Origin of the sequence: Streptomyces sp. NBC_01351, assembly GCF_036237315.1 — a bacterium.
In the GTDB taxonomy this organism is placed as follows: Bacteria; Actinomycetota; Actinomycetes; order Streptomycetales; family Streptomycetaceae; genus Streptomyces.
This window is the reverse complement of the sequence record NZ_CP108356.1, coordinates 3,748,922-3,764,289: the sequence shown is the minus strand read 5'-3', so window position 1 is coordinate 3,764,289 and position 15,368 is coordinate 3,748,922. Positions and strand designations below refer to the sequence as shown.

Genomic DNA, 15,368 nt, shown 5'->3' with positions numbered 1-15,368 from the left:
GATGGCCGAGGTCCCGCTCACGGTGCTGCCTCCGTCTGCATGGGTGTATAGGGCGACATGAAGATCATGCTCGGCTCTTCGGTCGCGTCAAACCCCGTGTCCCGGGCCAGCGCGAACTGGAATCCCTTGACGTCCGCGGGTCCTTCGGCGCTGATGAGGCTCCGCAGGTGCGCGGCCATCAGGCGGTACGGCGGCGACTGGACGCCGTTGTTGAATCCCTTGTCCATCAACTGCAGGATTTCGCTGCACACATCGAAGATGGCCTTTTCCGGACGCCGTCCGGGGAACCAGGCGACCTGCCGCAGCTTTCGGCCCGCGATGACGTCGACCGTCTGCCAGGGAGACGTCTCGTCCGAGGCGTTCAGGGTGCGGTAGAGGAAGTGGTAGTCGTGCATCGCCGGAGAAGGGGCGAAGAACCGCCAGTTCGGCAGCAGCGAGAAAGTGTCTTTGATCTGCAGCCGGTTGAACACCGGATTGGGGTGCTGGGCGGCGACGGTCGCGACCAGGAGAGCCGCTCCGGCCAGCCGGGCCGCCGCACCGGGGCCGGTGAACAGCGAGGCGGCCAGTTCCCGGGCGCCGGGTGTGCGGGCGGCCAGGGTTCGGGCGGTCATGCGGCGGCTCCTGCGGTGGATTCGTCCATGGATCCGGTCTGCGCGTCCGAGTCGGTCTGCGGGTCCGAGCCCGCCTGCGCGTCCGAGCCGGTCTCGGGTTCCGTTTCCACGGGGGAGCCGGCGGCGAATTCGATGATCCGGTCGGCGACCCGGAGGGCGTACCGGCTGTCCGTGAGGAGCGAGTCGTGGTCCGAGCCCGGGACCACCCAGCTCTCGACCCGCCGTCCCGCCGCGCGGTGCGCGTCGGCGATCTCGCCGTGCATCTCCAGCTGTTCGGGCGACTGATCGACACTGCGCTGCGCGGAGATCACCAGGGCGTCGCCGGCCACCGGCGCGAGCGGACCCGTGAAGGCGCCGAAGTCGGCCTCGACCGCGTCCCATTCGCGTTTGGCCGCCACCCACATCCGGGCGTCCGTGTATTGGGCGAACACGCGCTTGCGGTAGGTGAGGGGAAGGGAGGCGATCCACTCGGGGTGCGCCATGAAGATGCCCATGCCCAGCCGCAGCGACCAGACGATCAGCGAGAGCGACTGGCCGAGCCGGCTGCCCGATTCGCGCTGCGCCTCGGACCGGTTGAGTTCGTCGGGGTGCGAGGAGTCCAGGTAGACGATGCCCTGCAGGCGGTCGCCGAGCCGGCCGGCGGCGCGGCGGGCGATCTCGCCGCCGAGCGAGTGCCCGACGAGGACCACCTTGCGGTGCGCGGGCACCACGCCCTCGACCAGGTCGGCGAGGTCGTCGGCGGACTCGGCGAGGTCGTACGGGGCCGTGCGGGCCCGGTCGCTGCCGGCGTACCCGGCGCGGGCGTACGAGAGCACCCCGTAGCCCGTCTCCTTGACGATCTTCTCGGTGATCCAGGCGAAGTGCTCGGAGGTCGACGCCATCCCGGCCGCGAAGACCAGTACCGGAGCGGATCCGTTGCCGCCGCCGGTCTCGTACTGGAGGTGGTTGCCGTGGCGCGTGGTGAGCCGCCGGGAGCCCGGCCAGCCGTCACGGGTGCGCAGCCTGCGCTGTACGGCGACCGCCGCGCCGATGGCGGAGGCGCCGGCGAGGAGGGCGGCCGCGACCAGCGGCGCCCGGTCGTCGCGTCCGGCCACGGCGGGATGGGACTTGGGCGCCGACGTGTAGGCGACCATCGGGTGCATGGAGGTGAAGGCGGTGACGAAGCGGCCCAGGCCCATGACGAAGCCGTTCGCCACGTGGAAGGCGCCCGCGCTCGCGATGACCGGGCGGGCCAGTCGCCCGCCGGCGAGGTAGGCCAGGGGGAAGAGGCATTCGAGTGCCAGCACGCCGTGGGTGAGGTACTTGGCCGCCACCGGGTAGCGCTTGACGAGCTTGTACGTCGGCTCGTGGCCGTAGGTGCGCGTGCGCATCACCCCGCCGAGCGCGGAGGCGTCCCGCCAGGGCTCGCCGAGCAGTTTGACCCAACCGGACACCAGGTAGGACAGGTTGGCCTGCAGGGCGACGTACCAGAGGAGCGCGTCCTGGGTACGGGTGTCCTTCGACAGCCGGGCCGCGCCGTTGGCGGCCTGCACCAGGATCGCCACCTGGTCGGACCCGTCGGTGCCGTAGCGGTGGCGCGGGTAGAGGAGCGCTCCGGTGGCGGACAGGAACAGGCTTCCGGCGCCCCGCCAGCGGCTGTTGCCGGGCAGGAGCATGGCGGCGCTGACGGCGGCCTGCGCGGTGTGCAGGGCGACGGTGGTCTTCTCGCCGCTGACCGCGTTCATCAGCTTCTGGGTGAAGGGCGAGGAGCCGAAGTACGAGTCCTTGAGCACGGTCCAGTCGTTCAGCCCGCCGCGCCGGTTCTGCTTCCGCTGGGTGAGGTATTCGAGGGAGGACCCCAGCGCGGTCAGCGCGGCGAGCCGCTCGGACATCCCCAGGGCGCGGGTCCGGGTGACCGGGATGGGCCGAAAGACCGCGGCGGCGATCCTTTTCGGATTCGGAAGCTTCACAGAGGTATCTCCAAGGTAAACTCCCCGGGACTTCTGCCGGGCCGGAATGCGTCTCCGGCCCGGCAGAAGCGTTACGGGGCCTTGCTAAGGGGTGGCCTGAACTACTTGCCCGCGCCCGCGTCGTAAGCGGCGACGGTGGCTGCGCTGAAGGCGATGCCGGCCGCGAAGGCCTTGGCCGAGAACGGCACGGCGAAGGCGGCCGGGGTGCCCAGTACCGGGTAGGCGGCGGAGGTGAGGCCGCTGCCGTCGGCGTCCATGATCCCGGTGGCGGGGAGCTGGCCGGAGTCCTTCAGGCGGGTGATGACGTCAGTCATTTTGAATGTCCTTCGCAGAGTTTGTGGATGATTCCGAGGGGCGGTTTTCAGCCGTTGGCGCGGCCGAGCGAGTAAGCACCGACCACGGAACCGGCACCGGCGGCAAAGGCGCCGACGGCCTTCCAGCCGGCGATGACCGCAATGGTGGCCGGGGTGGCGAGCACGGGGCTCTGGTTTCCGTGGGTCTTGGTCGTGCCGATTTCACCGAGATCCATCGAGTTGAAATGGGCGGCGATGTTGTTCATGAGTTACTCCTTTATTCCGGCAGGGTTGTGCCGCATGCCGGAGGCTTGTTTCATGCGGTACGAGGTGAATCTAGGGCGCGAATGCCGGTGCGTGTATGACCCGGATCACACGGTTAAGCGGAATGTTTTCTATTATTTTCGTGAAGAATTCTGCATGTCGTTGTGAGGTTTATCATTCACAGTCATGACAGACTTCACTTTCGGTCCCTCGGGGAGGGCCGCGAGAATGGCCTAATGCAATCAGTCACGAACGATGTGATCACTGCCACAGACGTCTGGAGGCGTTACGGGCCGGCCGCGGGCCGCGGCTTCGATGCGGTGCGCGGGGTCTCCTTCTCCGTCCGCCGTGGCGAGGTCTTCGGCCTGCTGGGAACCAACGGCGCGGGCAAGACCTCGACGCTCGAACTCCTCGAAGGGCTGGCCCGCCCCAGCCGGGGCACGGTCCGGCTCTTCGGCTCCGACGACCCGGTGCGCGACCGGGCGCGGATCCGGCCGCGCACCGGCGTGATGCTGCAGGAGGGCGGGTTCATATCCGAACTCACCGCGAGCGAGACCCTGCGGATGTGGGGCGGATGCACCACCGGCGCGCGGCCGGTCGCCGACGCCCTCGCCATGACCGGACTCACGGGCCGGGCAGACGTCCAGGTCAAGAGCCTCTCGGGCGGGGAGCGCAGACGGCTGGATCTCGCCCTGGCCGTCCTGGGCTCACCCGAGCTGCTGTTCCTCGACGAACCGACCACCGGGATGGACCCGGAGGGCCGCCAGGAGACCTGGGACATCATCAAGGGGCTTCAGGGGCAGGGCACTTCGATCGTGCTGACCACGCACTACCTCGAAGAGGCCGAAGCCCTCGCGGACCGGATCGCCATCATGCACGCGGGCCGGATCGCCCTGGCCGGCACGGTCGCCGAGATCAGGGATTCACGCCCCTCGACGCTCGTCTTCCGGCTGCCGCCGGGGGCCCGCTTCGCCGACCTCGGCGACGCCGAGCGGCTGGGCGCCACGGAGGTGCTGGAGGAGGCGGACGGCCGGATCCGGCTCGATACCCGCGATCTGCAGCACACCGCGACCGAGGTCCTGTTGGCCGCCCGCGAGCGGTCCCTCGTACTCACCGACCTGCACGCCCGCTCCGCCTCCCTGGACGAAGTGTTCCTGGACCTCGCCCGATCCGGCGGCGGCGATGAACCCGGCGACGAACCCGGCGACGGCCCTGGCTGCGGGCCCGGCGACGGCCACAAGGAGCACGGCACCTCATGACACAGCACACTGGCCACCTGCTTTCGCTCGGCCGGGCGGAGCTCACCGTTTTCCTGCGCAGCAAGTCCAATCTCGTCAACGTGCTCGTCGTGCCGGCCATGATCACCCTCGGGTTGAAGGTGGTCATCGACCGCGTGGACATGGCGGCCGCCGGGCTGAGCCTGGGGCCGGTCTTCGTCTCCACCGCCGCCGGGGTGACCCTCACCATGGCGCTGTACGCCCCGCTCGTCGGCGTCTACGTGGCCCGGCGCGAGGAGCACATGCTCAAGCGGATGCGCACCGGCGAGATGTCGGACGCCACGATCCTGGCCGGCTCGGCCCTCCCGGCCACGGCCACCGCACTGGTCCAGTTCGCGCTCGTCGCCACGCTCATCTCCCTCGTCGCCGGCACCGGCGCACCCGCCGCCCCCCATCTGGCGCTCGCCGGGATCCTGCTGGGCGCGCTGATGATGGCGGTACTGGCCGCGGCCACCACGGCCATGGCCCGGACCGTCGAGAGCGCCCAGCTCGCCCTGCTTCCGGGCATGTTCCTGCTCCCGCTCACCTCGGGCACGTACTTCCCGCTGGAGGCGCTGCCCCCGGCGTTCCACGACATCTGCCGCTTCCTGCCGCTGACCCCGGCGATCGACCTGGTGCGGGCCGGCTGGACGGGCGGGATGAGCGGCGGCGAGGCGGCGTTGGCCGTACTGATCCTCCTGACGTGGACCGCACTTGCCGCAGGTGCGGTACGGAGCTGGTTCCGCTGGGAGACCCGGACCTGACCCTTCGGGGGTGGTTCGAGCCGAGCACGTACGCACTGACCGTGAATCCATCGAAGGAGAACCCCTCTTGATCCGCGTGCTGCTGGCCGACGACGAGCACCTCATCCTGGGTGCCGTCGCCGCGCTGCTGAGCCTTGAGGACGACCTCGACATCGTGGCCACCGCCTCGTCCGGCACCGAGGCCGTCACCGCCGCCGAGGAGCACCGGCCCGACGTGGCCGTCCTCGACCTGCAGATGCCCGGCAAGGACGGCATCGCGGCGGCCACGGCCATCCTGCGCAGCGTGCCGGGGTGCCGACTGCTGATCGTCACCAGCCACGGACTGCCCGGCCATCTCAAGCGGGCCCTGGAAGCCGGGGTGCACGGCTTCCTGCCCAAGTCCGTCGCGGCGCAGGAACTGGCCGACGTCATCCGCAGGGTGTACGCCGGGCACCGCCACATCGACCCGGAGCTGGCCGCCGACGCGATCAGCGCGGGCGATTCGCCGCTGACCGCCCGGGAAGCGGACCTGCTGGCGCTGGCGGCCGACGGGGTGCCGGTCGCGGAGATCGCGGACCGGGCCGCCCTCGGCGAGGGCACCGTCCGCAACTACCTCTCGTCCGCTACGACAAAACTGGGTGCGAGCAATCGCTACCAGGCCGTTCACCTGGCCCGGGAGCGCGGCTGGATCTGAGGTCCGCGGGCTCCTTGGGCCCGTTCAGCGGCACCTCGGCCTCCAGGAGGAAGGTGCCGTCCGGGCCGTGCTCCGCGTGGAGGGAACCGCCGAGGGAGGCGAGGCGCTCGCGCAGGCCGGCCAGCCCGGATCCGCTGCCGGCTCCGTCCGCTCCGTCCGGGCCGTCTGATCGGTCGGCTCCGTCGGCTCCGTCGGCTCGGCCGGGCCCGGGTCGGGCGCCGTCGTTGGTCAGGCTCAGCCGTGCGTTCCGGCCGTCGTCGGTGATGCGCAGTTCGATCGAGGCACGGGTGGCGGCGGAGTGGCGCAGGATGTTCGTACCGCCCTCACGGACCACCCAGCCGAACACGCTCTGCACGGCCGGCGGCAACTGGTCGCAGACGGCCGTCTCGATCGAGCAGTCGATGCCGCCGGCCCGCAGTACGGCGAAGGCGCCGAGCAGTTCGCCCTGCAGCCCGACCTTGCGGTAGCCGCGCACGACCTCCCGCACCTCCTGCTGGGAGTCCCGCGCCATGCGCTGGACCTCGTCCATCTGCTCGACCGCCCGCGGCACCGCATCCCGTCGGGCGAGTTGGGACGCGAGCTCGCTCTTGAGCGCGATGACGGAGAGGTTCCGGCCCATGATGTCGTGCAGATCGCGGGCGAAGCGCAGGCGCTCCTCGGTGACCGCGAGCCGCACCTGGGCGGAGCGGGCCCGGTCGAGCTCCCACACCACGGTCAGCATCCAGGTGGAGAAGCGGGCGGTGAGCATGGCCGCGGCGCAGCCGAAGAGGACCACCCAAGCGCACTGGAAGGCCTCGGACGCGGAGGCGGTGGCGGCGTAGACGCCCGCGCCCGCCGTCAGGAACGCGAGGCACATCATCAGGCACACGCGGCTGGGTGAACGGGGATTGACGGTGGCGGCCAGGATGCCGAAGCTCGGCACGATCGCGATCAGGGCGGCCGAGCCCTCGCCCGGTCCGAGGCGTCCGGTGAGGTGGGCGCCGATCACGGCGAGGGTGCCGATCACGGTCAGGCCGTGGGTGAGCGCGAGCAGCCGGCCCGGCCGCGCCCGCCGGTCCAGGGCCCAGTCGAGGGCCCGCGAGCAGGTGGCGCCGACGGCTACGGCGTGCAGGGTGATCAGCCCGGCCAGCCAGGGTATGGGCGCGCCGGGCGCCTCTGACAGGGCGGACTCGGCGCCGAGGAGCACCTCGTTGAAGGCCAGGAAGTGGAAGGTCCACCGCGTGTAGAGCTCGATCCGTGCGGGATCGCTCCGCCGGTCCCACCAGCCCAGCAGTGGCCGACGCTTGCTCACGCTCGCACCCTTCCTCGGAGCCCCACACGCATGTGAAGGACCCATTCCAGCACGTCAGAGGGGTGCGGACCGGCTGAGAATCAGCAGGTAGGTAGGTATCGAGCCAGAAATGTCTCATTCCTTGGACTGCCCAGGGCGGGCCCGGTCCGTACGACGGACCGGGCCCCCGAGGTGGCTCAACGCCTGGCGTAGGGCCGGGTCATGATCTCCATGTTGTGGCCGTCCGGGTCCGCGAAGTACGCGCCGCGGCCGCCGAAGAGGTGGTTGATCCGGCCCGGATCGGTGTGGCCCGGGTCGGCGAAGTACGTGACCGCGAGCGCCTCCAGGCGGGCGATCATCGTGTCGAACTGGTCGTCGGGTACGAGGAACGCGTAGTGCTGCGACTGGATCGGCTCGTCGCGCATCTCGTAGTAGTCGAGCGTCACGCCGCTGCCGAGGTCGACGGGCAGGAACGGCCCGAACGGGGCGTCGGGCGTCAGGCCCAGGACGACGGCGATGAACTCGGCGGACAGCTGGCGGTCTCGGGCGTAGACGACGGTGTGGTTGAGCTGGACGCTGGTGACGGACATCGTGGGGTGACTCTCCAAGTCTTGGGTTCCGCGGGGGCGGGGCCGGCGGCGGCTGCGAGGCAGGGGCCGGGGGCGGCGGCGGCGAGGCCGCGTGAGCGCGTATGGCGCGAAGACGTGGAGAGGTGCGGCGGGCCCCTGGCCCGCCCGCTGGTCATGCAGAGGCCGGGGGCCTCGCTCGTGTATGGCCCAAGGCCGACCCGGCAGTCACCCGACTGACCTTACGCCCCGTTATGGGCAGGGGCAACGCCGGTCTAAATGCGGGGCGTTCCGGCAGTGCCGCTGCCTAGGGTGGGCGGATGAGCGAGATAACGGTGGTGGCCGGGCAGGGCGAGTGGCGAGACGGGTTCGAGGAGCGGGTGCTGGCCGGGTACCGGGCCGCGGGGTGCTCGGAGCCGCTGGCCCGGGCCCTGCTGGAGCAGGCGGTCGAGGGAATCGACGACTGGACGGTGGCCACGGACGGCACCGGGTGGATCGCGGTCCAGGTGGCCGAGGACAACGGGGTGACCGTGGGCCGGATCCACGACCTGACCGTGCCGCAGGGGCGCCCGTGGGCCGAGCGGTGGTGCGCCGAGCGCGGCGCGCAGCGCGTGGAGGTCCGGCTGACCGGGGGAGCGGGGGCGTTCGCCGACTATCCGGTGCGGGGCCAGTTCCGGATGCGTGCCGTGGCCGAGCAGCCCGAGCTGCCGCCGGGCCTGTCGGCGCGGCGCCTCACGGAGGAGGAGTACCCGGGTTGGTACGCCGGTGAGGTGGCCGCCTACATCGCGGACGTCGTCAGGGCCGGGGCCCTGACCCCGGAGCAGGCCCGGGAGAAGTCCGACGAGGTCTTCGCCCGCTACCTCCCGGACGGGTACGAGACCCCGGGGCACCACTTCTACGCGATGGAGGCCGACGGCGTGGTGGTCGGCACCGGCTGGGTGAACCACGGCTTCCTGCCGGGCGTGACCTTCGGTTTCTCACTGGAGATCTACGAGGAACACCGCGGCAAGGGCTACGGCCGGGCCGCGATGGCCGTCGGGGGGTGGGCCACCCGGCAGGGCGGCGACGAGGTGATGATGTTCAACGTCATGGGCGGCAACGAGGTCGCGATGAGCCTGTACGACAGCGCGGGCTTCGCCGTTCTGATCGAGAACCGCTCGATCGAGCTCTAGGCGGCTGCTGCTGCTTTCGGGCCGGGCCGGGCGGGCTGTGCCGGGGCGGGGCGGGGTCGGGGGTTGCCGGCCCGGCCGGGTCCGGGCGCGCGCCGGGGCGTCTCCTCGGGCGTCGAACGTGTCGGGGGGTCGGTGGGCCGAGGGTGGTTGCGTTCGACGCCCTGCGGGGACGCCCCGACACACACCCGGCCCCGTCCGGACCGGCGGGTGGCCGCTCAGCCGGCGGCGCCGAGGGAGGACCCCTCGCCGTCCTCCTCGACCGACTCCACGAGCACCGTCGCCCGCAGGGCCTCGACCTGCTCGGGGGAGAGCGGGGCGGCGAAGCCGTTCATCGCGGTGCGGAAGACGTGTACCGGGGTGATGCCGTAGGCCTGCGCGATGTGGGCCGGGTCGAGGCCGCGGCGGACGGTGACGATGTACGTGGGGTGGTCGGCTGCCGCCCGGGACGCGGGGGGCCGGTTCGTGGTCGGCGGCATGGGCGGGCAGGGCGGGTGTGGCGGCGGCCAGTACGGCGGCTGCCACGGTCAGGGCTCGGCTCAGGCGGGTGCGCATGCGGTGAGGTGACCACCTGTGGTGCGGCCGGTCAAAGAGGCCCGGGGGTGTGGCGGGGGCACGGGGAGCGCACCCGCCGTGCGCCCCTGAGGTGGTGGCGGGCCGTACGGGTGATCTTGGCCGGGCGGCCGTGACCGTACGAGCCGGGGCGGCACAGGGGCCAACCCTTTCTGCGGCTGGCGTGGCGGCTGATCGGCCAGGCGGTGCCGGTCGTTCAAGCCGCGCCGGGGTGGCACCCGATGGAAGGCATGGCCGCACCCGCGCGGGCACCTGCCGACGCCGGGGGCGGCTCACCCATGCCGACCGCCACCCCGTCAGGGAGTTCCCTTCATGCGCCTGCTCGCACGTCTGGCCACCGCCGCCCTCCTCGCCGTCACCCCGGTCGCGGCCGGTACGGCCTCCGCCGCCGCGCCCGAGCCGACCCCGGCCCCGCTTCTCAAGGCGGCCAATCCGGTGCCGGGGAAGTACATCGTGACCCTGGAGAAGGGCCAGGAAGCGGCGAAGGTCGCGCAGAAGATGGGCCTGAAGCCCTCGTTCGTCTACACCTCGGCGATGAGCGGCTTCGCGGTACCACTGACCCCGCTCCAGCTGACGATCGTCCGCAACAGCCTGGGGGTGGAGTCGGTCGAGGAGGACGCCTCGGTCCAGTCCGTGCCGATGCCGACCTCGACGGGTTCGCTGCGGGCCCCGTCGAACTCCTGGGGCCAGGACCGGATCGACCAGAAGACACTGCCCCTGGACCAGAGCTTCACCACCGAGGGCAACGGCGCGGGGGTGACCGCGTACATCCTCGACACCGGCATCGATTACGACCACACCGAGTTCGGAGGCCGGGCCACCTTCGGCTACGACGCGATCGGTGACGGCCGCAACGGCAAGGACTGCCAGGGCCACGGCACGCACGTCGCGGGCACGGTCGGCGGCGCGACGTACGGCGTGGCGCGGAAGGCGAGCCTGGTCAGCGTCCGCGTGCTCGGCTGTGACGGCAAGGGCACGTGGTCGGGGATCATCGCGGGCATGGACTGGGTGGCGAAGAACGCCAAGCAGCCGGCCGTCATGAACGGCTCCCTGGGCGGGGACCGGTCGGCCGCGGTCAACAACGCGGCGACCGCCGTGTCAGACGCGGGTGTGCTGCCGGTCATCGCGGCGGGCAACTCCGCCGTCGACGCCTGCAACATCTCGCCCGCGTCGGCGGCCCGCGTGCTCACCGTCGCCGCAACCAACCAGTGGGACGAGGAGACCTCCTTCTCCAACTACGGCACCTGCGTCTCCCTCTACGCGCCGGGTGCGGCCATCGTCTCCGCGAAGCTCGGCGGCGGCAGCGTGGCCCTCGACGGCACGTCGATGGCCGCACCGCACGTCGCCGGAGTCGCCGTCCTCTACAAGCAGGCACACCCGAGCGCGGACCCGGCGGAGCTCAACGAGTGGCTGGACAGCGAGTCCACGAAGGACGTCCTGCACAGCATCAGCAAGGGCAGCCCGAACCAGCTGCTGTTCACCAACGGCATCTGACCCGTCAGAGGGAGGCGACGAAGGCGGCCCAGGCCCGTGCGTGGAACACCACGTGCGGGCCTTCGGGCTGCTTGGAGTCCCGGACGGGGACGAGGGTGGGGTGGCCGTCGCCGACTTCGAGGCAGCTGCCGCCGCTGGCGTCGCTGTGGGTGGACTTGCGCCAGGTGGCCACCTCCAGGCAGTCGCCGCCGCTGCCGCCGCTGTAGCTGGACTTGTGCCAGACAGCCGCCGAGAGGTCGTACTCAGTTGTGCTGATCATGTGCGTAATCCTCCGCCACGGACTCGATCAGAGCCAGGGATTGGCTGGGTGGCAGCGCGCTCGCCGTGAGGAGATCGTAGGTCAGGGTGTGTCGGGCAACCTCGGCCGGATCGTCCAACAGCCTTCCTGTCCCGTTGCCTTGGACGTAGGCGAGAGGGGGAGCATCGTCGAAGGACATCAGCTTGAGGGGGCCCTCCAGTGCGGCGTGGGCTCCCGCGCTGAATGGGACCACCTGCACGATGACCCTCCGTGCCCGGATCAGGGCCGCGATATGGCGCAGGGACTCGGCCATCACGGCCTTGCTGCCGACCACTCGCCGCAGCACCGCCTCGTCCAGCACGCACCACAACAGGGGCGTTGTGGGATCGGTGAGCAGCGAGGCGCGGGCCAGTCGGGCCTCGGTCAGTTGGTCGATGACCTCCTTCGGCGCGGTGGGCTGGTACGCGTGGAAGACCTCGCGGGCGTACGCCTCCGTCTGGAGCAGCCCCGGGATCAGCAGGGGCGCGTACTCGCGGATGGCCGTGGCCTCCGCCTCGGCCTCGGCGGCCTCCGCGAAGTGGTCGGGGTACTTCGACCGGGCGGACGCCGCGCAGTTGCGGACGAAGAAGCCCCCGGTGTTGAGCAGTTCGTCTATCGGGCGGGCGAGTTCGAGGGTGATGCGGCGGGTCCCGGCCTCCATTTGTCCGATGTACGAGCCGCTCACGAACAGCGGCTCGCCGAGATCGGCCTGGCTGAGGCCCGCGCGTTCGCGGGCTACGCGCAGTTCGGCGCCGAGCAGGGCGCGGGGTGAGGAGGAGGGGTCGAGGTCCTTGGGTGCGGGCATGGCAACTCCTGTTGCAACTTCACGTGTTGCTGCATCTGCCTGCTTGCAAGGCTAGCCACGGCGTCGCCACGCTGAGTGAAGAACGTGAACACTCAGAGTAGAAAGGTGACATGTCATGGTGCTCTCTCCGCAGGAGCGGATGACGGCGGCCGAGGAGGCCGTCCAGCAGCTGAAGGAGTCCCTGGCCGGGGTGGGGGTCGTCTTCCCCTCCCTCGACGTGGAACGGGTCTCCGCCGCCGGCTCGTACGGCCTCCCGCTGGTCGACCTCGGCCGCTGCAACCTCGACACCGCGCTCCGGCTGGCCGCCGTCCTGCACGAGCGGGCCCACCCGTGAGCGAGGCCGTGGAGTGGGGGTTCGAACTCGGCTGGAAGCTGCACGCCCTGGAGGCGGCCCTCGTCAGTGGCGGGTGGAAGCGCCGGGACACGGGGCTTTCCGTACGCACGCAACGCGACGAGGGCGCCGGTGCGTGGACGGCCACGGGGGACGACGGGGAGCGGAGGGAGGCGCGGACGGCCGGTACGGCGGACGAGGCGACGGCGCTCGTGCACGAGGCCTTCGGGCTGACCGCGTGGCGACCGCAGCCGCCCCCGCCGCCGGGGTGGCAGCGGTTCACGCTGATCCATTGCCCGGTGGGGGAGTGCCCGCAGTTCGAGGACGCCCGCTATGAGGGGGTCAAGGCGCGGCCGCCGCAGGGGTGTTCGGTCGAGGAGATCGGGGGCTATTTCGGGCTGCGCTGCGAGCGGCCGGGGGCGCGGCTGCTCGACGCGGTCGCCGGGACCTGCGCCGAGGTCCGGGAGGAGCACGGGCTGCTCATGAACGACCTGGGCATCGAGAAGCTGTGGGAGTGGTCGGCGGACGGGCCGGATGGGTGGGGCGCCGAGGTCGTCGGCCAGCTGCTGCTGATGGCGGCCGAACGGGGGCCGCGGCTCGGCTACGGCGTGGAGGACCTGGTGCGCTTCCTGCGGACCGCGGCGGTCGGCCGGGACTTCTCCGGAGGCCGCCCGTGAGGCGCGGCGGTCGGGCATCATGCGCTCATGACGAGCGGGGGAGAGGCGGCCGGGGGCCGGCTCATCGGGGACCGGTACTTCCTCACGGAACGGCTCGGATCCGGGGCCATGGGAACCGTGTGGGCGGGGCTCGACAGGCTCGTCGATCGTCAGGTCGCGGTGAAGGAGGCCTACGTCCGCACGGACCTGGACGACTCCACCCACCGTGCCCGCATCGAGCGGATCCTGCGTGAGGCGAAGGCCGCGGCACGTGCGGGGCACCAGTCGGTCGTCGCCGTCTACGACGTCGTCGTGGAGGACGGGCGGCCCTGGATCGTCATGGAGCGGGTGTACGGACGGACGCTGTCCGAGCTCCTCTCCGAGCGCGGGCCGCTCGACGAGGCGGAGGCCGCGGCGATGCTCGTCGGTGTGGCCGAGGCCCTGGTGGCCGCGCACGGGAAGGGCGTACTGCACCGGGACATCAAGCCGTCCAACATCATGCTCGGGGAGGACGGGCGGGTCCTGCTCACGGACTTCGGCGTCGCGTACATCCAGGGGGAACCGGACCTCACCCGCTCGGGCGAGGTGATGGGCTCGGTGGCGTACATGGCCCCCGAGCGGATGAGCGGCCGCCATCAGCCGGGCCCGGAAGCGGACCTGTGGTCCCTCGGAGTCGTGCTGTACGAGATGGTCGAGGGAACCTCTCCCTTCCGGCGGGACAGCATCGAGGGCACCGTGGCGGCGGTCCTCATGGACGCGCCGCCGAGGGCCGTTCGGGCTCCGGTACTGGGGACGCTGATCGCCGAGCTCCTGGCGAAGGAGCCGGGCGAGCGGACTCCGGGAGCGGAGGTGGTCGCCCGCCTCAGGTCCGCCACGGAGGCGCGCGCGGTGGCGGGAGCCGATGCGACGCCGGCTGGGCGGGACCGTCGCCGGATCCGGATGCTCGCGGGTCTGGGCGCGGCCGGTCTCGCGGTGGTCGCGCTGACCCTCACCCCGACGCTGATCGAGCAGTGGGGGAAGGGCGGGGGCGGTGGGCCCGGGGCGAAGCCTTCGACCTCGTCCTCGCCGTCGGCCTCGTCGAGTGTGCCCCCGTACGAGGTGATGAGCGGGAAGGGCTTCACCGTCGAAGTGCCTTGGGGGTGGGGGCGCCGACCGGAGAACGTCTACGGCCAGCACGTCTTCCACCAGGACGACTTCCAGCTGATCATCGTCGCCGGCCGGGACGAGGCCGCACCCGGCGCCGACCCCGTTGCCTACCAGAAGGAGGACGAGCGGGAACTTGAGCCGTACCGATCGTCCTCCTGGTCTTCGGCGACGAACATCCGCTCGACCAATGTCGGCCTCCTGCCGGCCGCACACGGGACCTACACCTGGACCGACCAGCTCGACCGGTCGATCTACGCCCGCAACACGGTCCTCGTCATGGAGGGCAGGTATCACGTGATCCTGGCCACCGGCCCCGAGACGGCGAAGGCACGGGTCGATGAGATCGCCACCCGCGCCGTCGCCAGTTACTGGAAGACCGGCTAGCCGATCGGCGGGAGCTGGTCGTACGTCTTGAACGTGTAGTGCGCGGACAAGGTGATCGAGTTGCCGGTCGCGGCCGGGAGGTCGAGGCGGGTGTTGAGGAGGCCGCCGAGGGGGCCGCAGTCGGTGGCGGCCGGGACGGTGAAGGTGTCGTCGTACGCGTCGAACTTGATGATCGGCGGGGTCTTGGAGATCCACTGGGAGCTGCCCGAGCGCTTGAGGCGGAACTCGATCGGGGTGTCGCCGCCGCCGATGACGCAGCCGTCCGGCAGGGCGGGGCTGACGGCGCGGAAGCGCAGGGTGAAGAGGCCCATGTTGTTCCCGACGGAGTAGAAGTCGGAGCGGCCGCCGTACTCGGGCTGGAGGGACAGCGCCATCCGCGGGTTGTGCGCGCCGGCGGGCCCGCCGAGGATCCCGCCGGGGACGGTGGTCGGCCCGCCGCGCAGGGCGCCCCAGACCTGGCCCTTCGAACCGTCGGGGAGGGGGCCCTCGGCGTGGGTGATGGTCATCGGGGCCAGTTCGGGGAGGGTGCGGTTGCCGAGGGTCAACGAGCCGGTGGCAGTGAGGACTTCGCACTTCCAGTGGGTCGCGTCGACCCCGGCGGGGATGGCGGGGCAGTCGCTGAAGTCGTACGCGGGCGCGGCGCTCGGGGCGGGTGCCTCGGCGGCCTCGGCGGTGCCGGTGGCGGTGAAGGCGGCGGCGCCGAGCACGGCGGCGAAGGCGATCCCGGCGGCGGTGCGGCGGAGGGTGGCCTGCGGGCGCTGCTCAGTGGTGATCTGCATGCCCTCAGCCTGCGGCCGGGCCCGTATCGCGGGCTATCGGGGCGACCCCTCGGCGTACCCCGAGCGGACCCTGACGTCGTATCAGGGTGCAACCCCTGAAGGCACTTG

The 15,368-nt window shown here is 71.4% G+C and carries 18 protein-coding genes; 8 read left to right on the top strand and 10 right to left on the bottom strand.

Annotated features, from left to right (window positions below; translation table 11 throughout):
* Window positions 1–17: 17 nt before the first annotated feature.
* The 4 genes from OG625_RS17160 to OG625_RS17145 form a co-directional block, all read right to left on the bottom strand.
* A complete protein-coding gene (locus tag OG625_RS17160) occupies window positions 18–611 on the bottom strand; it encodes a hypothetical protein (protein ID WP_329381391.1) in 594 nt (197 codons plus the stop codon).
* On the bottom strand, window positions 608–2,560 hold the full coding sequence (locus tag OG625_RS17155; RefSeq protein ID WP_329381389.1) for an alpha/beta fold hydrolase: 1,953 nt from the start codon (window positions 2,558–2,560) through the stop codon (window positions 608–610). The genes OG625_RS17160 and OG625_RS17155 overlap by 4 nt, the downstream gene beginning before the upstream one ends.
* A 101-nt stretch (window positions 2,561–2,661) precedes the next feature.
* Entirely contained in the window at window positions 2,662–2,874 is a 213-nt protein-coding gene (locus OG625_RS17150; RefSeq protein ID WP_329381386.1) for a hypothetical protein, read from the bottom strand.
* A 47-nt stretch (window positions 2,875–2,921) separates the two neighbouring features.
* A complete protein-coding gene (locus tag OG625_RS17145; protein ID WP_329381383.1) occupies window positions 2,922–3,119 on the bottom strand; it encodes a hypothetical protein in 198 nt (65 codons plus the stop codon).
* A gap of 234 nt (window positions 3,120–3,353) precedes the next feature.
* On the opposite strand from OG625_RS17145, the gene OG625_RS17140 reads away from it, so the two are divergent.
* The 3 genes from OG625_RS17140 (at window position 3,354) to OG625_RS17130 (ending at window position 5,810) form a co-directional block, all read left to right on the top strand.
* Window positions 3,354–4,376 (top strand): ABC transporter ATP-binding protein, encoded by a 1,023-nt coding sequence (locus OG625_RS17140; RefSeq protein WP_443067729.1) that lies wholly within the window; start codon window positions 3,354–3,356, stop codon window positions 4,374–4,376.
* Entirely contained in the window at window positions 4,373–5,137 is a 765-nt protein-coding gene (locus tag OG625_RS17135) for an ABC transporter permease (protein WP_329381377.1), read from the top strand. The genes OG625_RS17140 and OG625_RS17135 overlap by 4 nt, the downstream gene beginning before the upstream one ends.
* Window positions 5,138–5,204: 67 nt before the next feature.
* Window positions 5,205–5,810, top strand: coding sequence for a response regulator transcription factor (locus tag OG625_RS17130; RefSeq protein WP_329381374.1), 606 nt, complete (start codon window positions 5,205–5,207; stop codon window positions 5,808–5,810).
* Here OG625_RS17130 and OG625_RS17125 read toward each other — a convergent pair.
* Both OG625_RS17125 and OG625_RS17120 read right to left on the bottom strand, forming a co-directional pair.
* Window positions 5,740–7,101, bottom strand: a complete 1,362-nt coding sequence (locus OG625_RS17125) for a sensor histidine kinase (protein WP_329381371.1) — start codon at window positions 7,099–7,101, stop codon at window positions 5,740–5,742. The two genes, OG625_RS17130 and OG625_RS17125, sit on opposite strands and share 71 nt — an antisense overlap.
* Before the next feature lie 176 nt (window positions 7,102–7,277).
* Window positions 7,278–7,670 carry a VOC family protein gene (locus OG625_RS17120; RefSeq protein ID WP_329381368.1) on the bottom strand — a complete coding sequence of 131 codons (393 nt, stop codon included), beginning with the start codon at window positions 7,668–7,670 and terminating at the stop codon, window positions 7,278–7,280.
* 296 nt (window positions 7,671–7,966) lie between these two features.
* On the opposite strand from OG625_RS17120, the gene OG625_RS17115 reads away from it, so the two are divergent.
* Window positions 7,967–8,818: a GNAT family N-acetyltransferase gene (locus OG625_RS17115; RefSeq protein WP_329381365.1), complete on the top strand. Its 852-nt coding sequence runs from the start codon at window positions 7,967–7,969 to the stop codon at window positions 8,816–8,818.
* 215 nt (window positions 8,819–9,033) lie between these two features.
* Here the strand turns inward: OG625_RS17115 and OG625_RS17110 are convergent, their stop codons facing one another.
* Window positions 9,034–9,294, bottom strand: coding sequence for a protease inhibitor I9 family protein (locus tag OG625_RS17110; protein WP_329381362.1), 261 nt, complete (start codon window positions 9,292–9,294; stop codon window positions 9,034–9,036).
* Window positions 9,295–9,700: 406 nt separating this feature from the next.
* On the opposite strand from OG625_RS17110, the gene OG625_RS17105 reads away from it, so the two are divergent.
* Complete coding sequence (locus tag OG625_RS17105; protein WP_329381360.1) at window positions 9,701–10,882, top strand: S8 family peptidase; 1,182 nt, start codon at window positions 9,701–9,703, stop codon at window positions 10,880–10,882.
* Between the two features lie 4 nt (window positions 10,883–10,886).
* Here OG625_RS17105 and OG625_RS17100 read toward each other — a convergent pair whose 3' ends face one another.
* Window positions 10,887–11,141: a DUF397 domain-containing protein gene (locus tag OG625_RS17100; protein ID WP_329381357.1), complete on the bottom strand. Its 255-nt coding sequence runs from the start codon at window positions 11,139–11,141 to the stop codon at window positions 10,887–10,889.
* The gene (locus tag OG625_RS17095; protein ID WP_329381354.1) at window positions 11,125–11,964 is read right to left on the bottom strand and encodes a helix-turn-helix domain-containing protein; all 840 of its coding nucleotides are present in this window, start codon (window positions 11,962–11,964) and stop codon (window positions 11,125–11,127) included. Before OG625_RS17095 ends, OG625_RS17100 begins: the two co-directional genes overlap by 17 nt.
* Before the next feature lie 115 nt (window positions 11,965–12,079).
* Between OG625_RS17095 and OG625_RS17090 the strand changes: the two genes are divergently transcribed.
* The 3 genes from OG625_RS17090 to OG625_RS17080 are packed head-to-tail and all read left to right on the top strand — an operon-like array spanning window position 12,080 to window position 14,481.
* Entirely contained in the window at window positions 12,080–12,298 is a 219-nt protein-coding gene (locus OG625_RS17090; protein ID WP_329381352.1) for a hypothetical protein, read from the top strand.
* On the top strand, window positions 12,295–12,972 hold the full coding sequence (locus tag OG625_RS17085; protein WP_329381350.1) for a hypothetical protein: 678 nt from the start codon (window positions 12,295–12,297) through the stop codon (window positions 12,970–12,972). Before OG625_RS17090 ends, OG625_RS17085 begins: the two co-directional genes overlap by 4 nt.
* 27 nt (window positions 12,973–12,999) lie before the next feature.
* The gene (locus OG625_RS17080; protein ID WP_329381347.1) at window positions 13,000–14,481 is read left to right on the top strand and encodes a serine/threonine-protein kinase; all 1,482 of its coding nucleotides are present in this window, start codon (window positions 13,000–13,002) and stop codon (window positions 14,479–14,481) included.
* On the opposite strand, the gene OG625_RS17075 is transcribed toward OG625_RS17080, so the two are convergent.
* Entirely contained in the window at window positions 14,478–15,260 is a 783-nt protein-coding gene (locus OG625_RS17075; RefSeq protein ID WP_329381344.1) for a hypothetical protein, read from the bottom strand. The two genes, OG625_RS17080 and OG625_RS17075, sit on opposite strands and share 4 nt — an antisense overlap.
* Between the last annotated feature and the right edge of the window lie 108 nt (window positions 15,261–15,368).

Excerpts from the sequence above, each read along its gene's own strand:
- OG625_RS17120 (WP_329381368.1), bottom strand. The coding sequence starts at position 7,670 with ATGTCCGTCACCAGCGTCCAGCTCAACCACACCGTCGTCTACGCCCGA.
- OG625_RS17090 (WP_329381352.1), top strand. The coding sequence starts at position 12,080 with ATGGTGCTCTCTCCGCAGGAGCGGATGACGGCGGCCGAGGAGGCCGTC.
- OG625_RS17080 (WP_329381347.1), top strand. The coding sequence starts at position 13,000 with ATGACGAGCGGGGGAGAGGCGGCCGGGGGCCGGCTCATCGGGGACCGG.
- OG625_RS17095 (WP_329381354.1), bottom strand. The coding sequence starts at position 11,964 with ATGCCCGCACCCAAGGACCTCGACCCCTCCTCCTCACCCCGCGCCCTG.
- OG625_RS17075 (WP_329381344.1), bottom strand. The coding sequence starts at position 15,260 with ATGCAGATCACCACTGAGCAGCGCCCGCAGGCCACCCTCCGCCGCACC.
- OG625_RS17145 (WP_329381383.1), bottom strand. The coding sequence starts at position 3,119 with ATGAACAACATCGCCGCCCATTTCAACTCGATGGATCTCGGTGAAATC.
- OG625_RS17135 (WP_329381377.1), top strand. The coding sequence starts at position 4,373 with ATGACACAGCACACTGGCCACCTGCTTTCGCTCGGCCGGGCGGAGCTC.
- OG625_RS17140 (WP_443067729.1), top strand. The coding sequence starts at position 3,354 with ATGCAATCAGTCACGAACGATGTGATCACTGCCACAGACGTCTGGAGG.
- OG625_RS17115 (WP_329381365.1), top strand. The coding sequence starts at position 7,967 with ATGAGCGAGATAACGGTGGTGGCCGGGCAGGGCGAGTGGCGAGACGGG.
- OG625_RS17150 (WP_329381386.1), bottom strand. The coding sequence starts at position 2,874 with ATGACTGACGTCATCACCCGCCTGAAGGACTCCGGCCAGCTCCCCGCC.
- OG625_RS17160 (WP_329381391.1), bottom strand. The coding sequence starts at position 611 with ATGACCGCCCGAACCCTGGCCGCCCGCACACCCGGCGCCCGGGAACTG.
- OG625_RS17105 (WP_329381360.1), top strand. The coding sequence starts at position 9,701 with ATGCGCCTGCTCGCACGTCTGGCCACCGCCGCCCTCCTCGCCGTCACC.
- OG625_RS17100 (WP_329381357.1), bottom strand. The coding sequence starts at position 11,141 with ATGATCAGCACAACTGAGTACGACCTCTCGGCGGCTGTCTGGCACAAG.
- OG625_RS17110 (WP_329381362.1), bottom strand. The coding sequence starts at position 9,294 with ATGCCGCCGACCACGAACCGGCCCCCCGCGTCCCGGGCGGCAGCCGAC.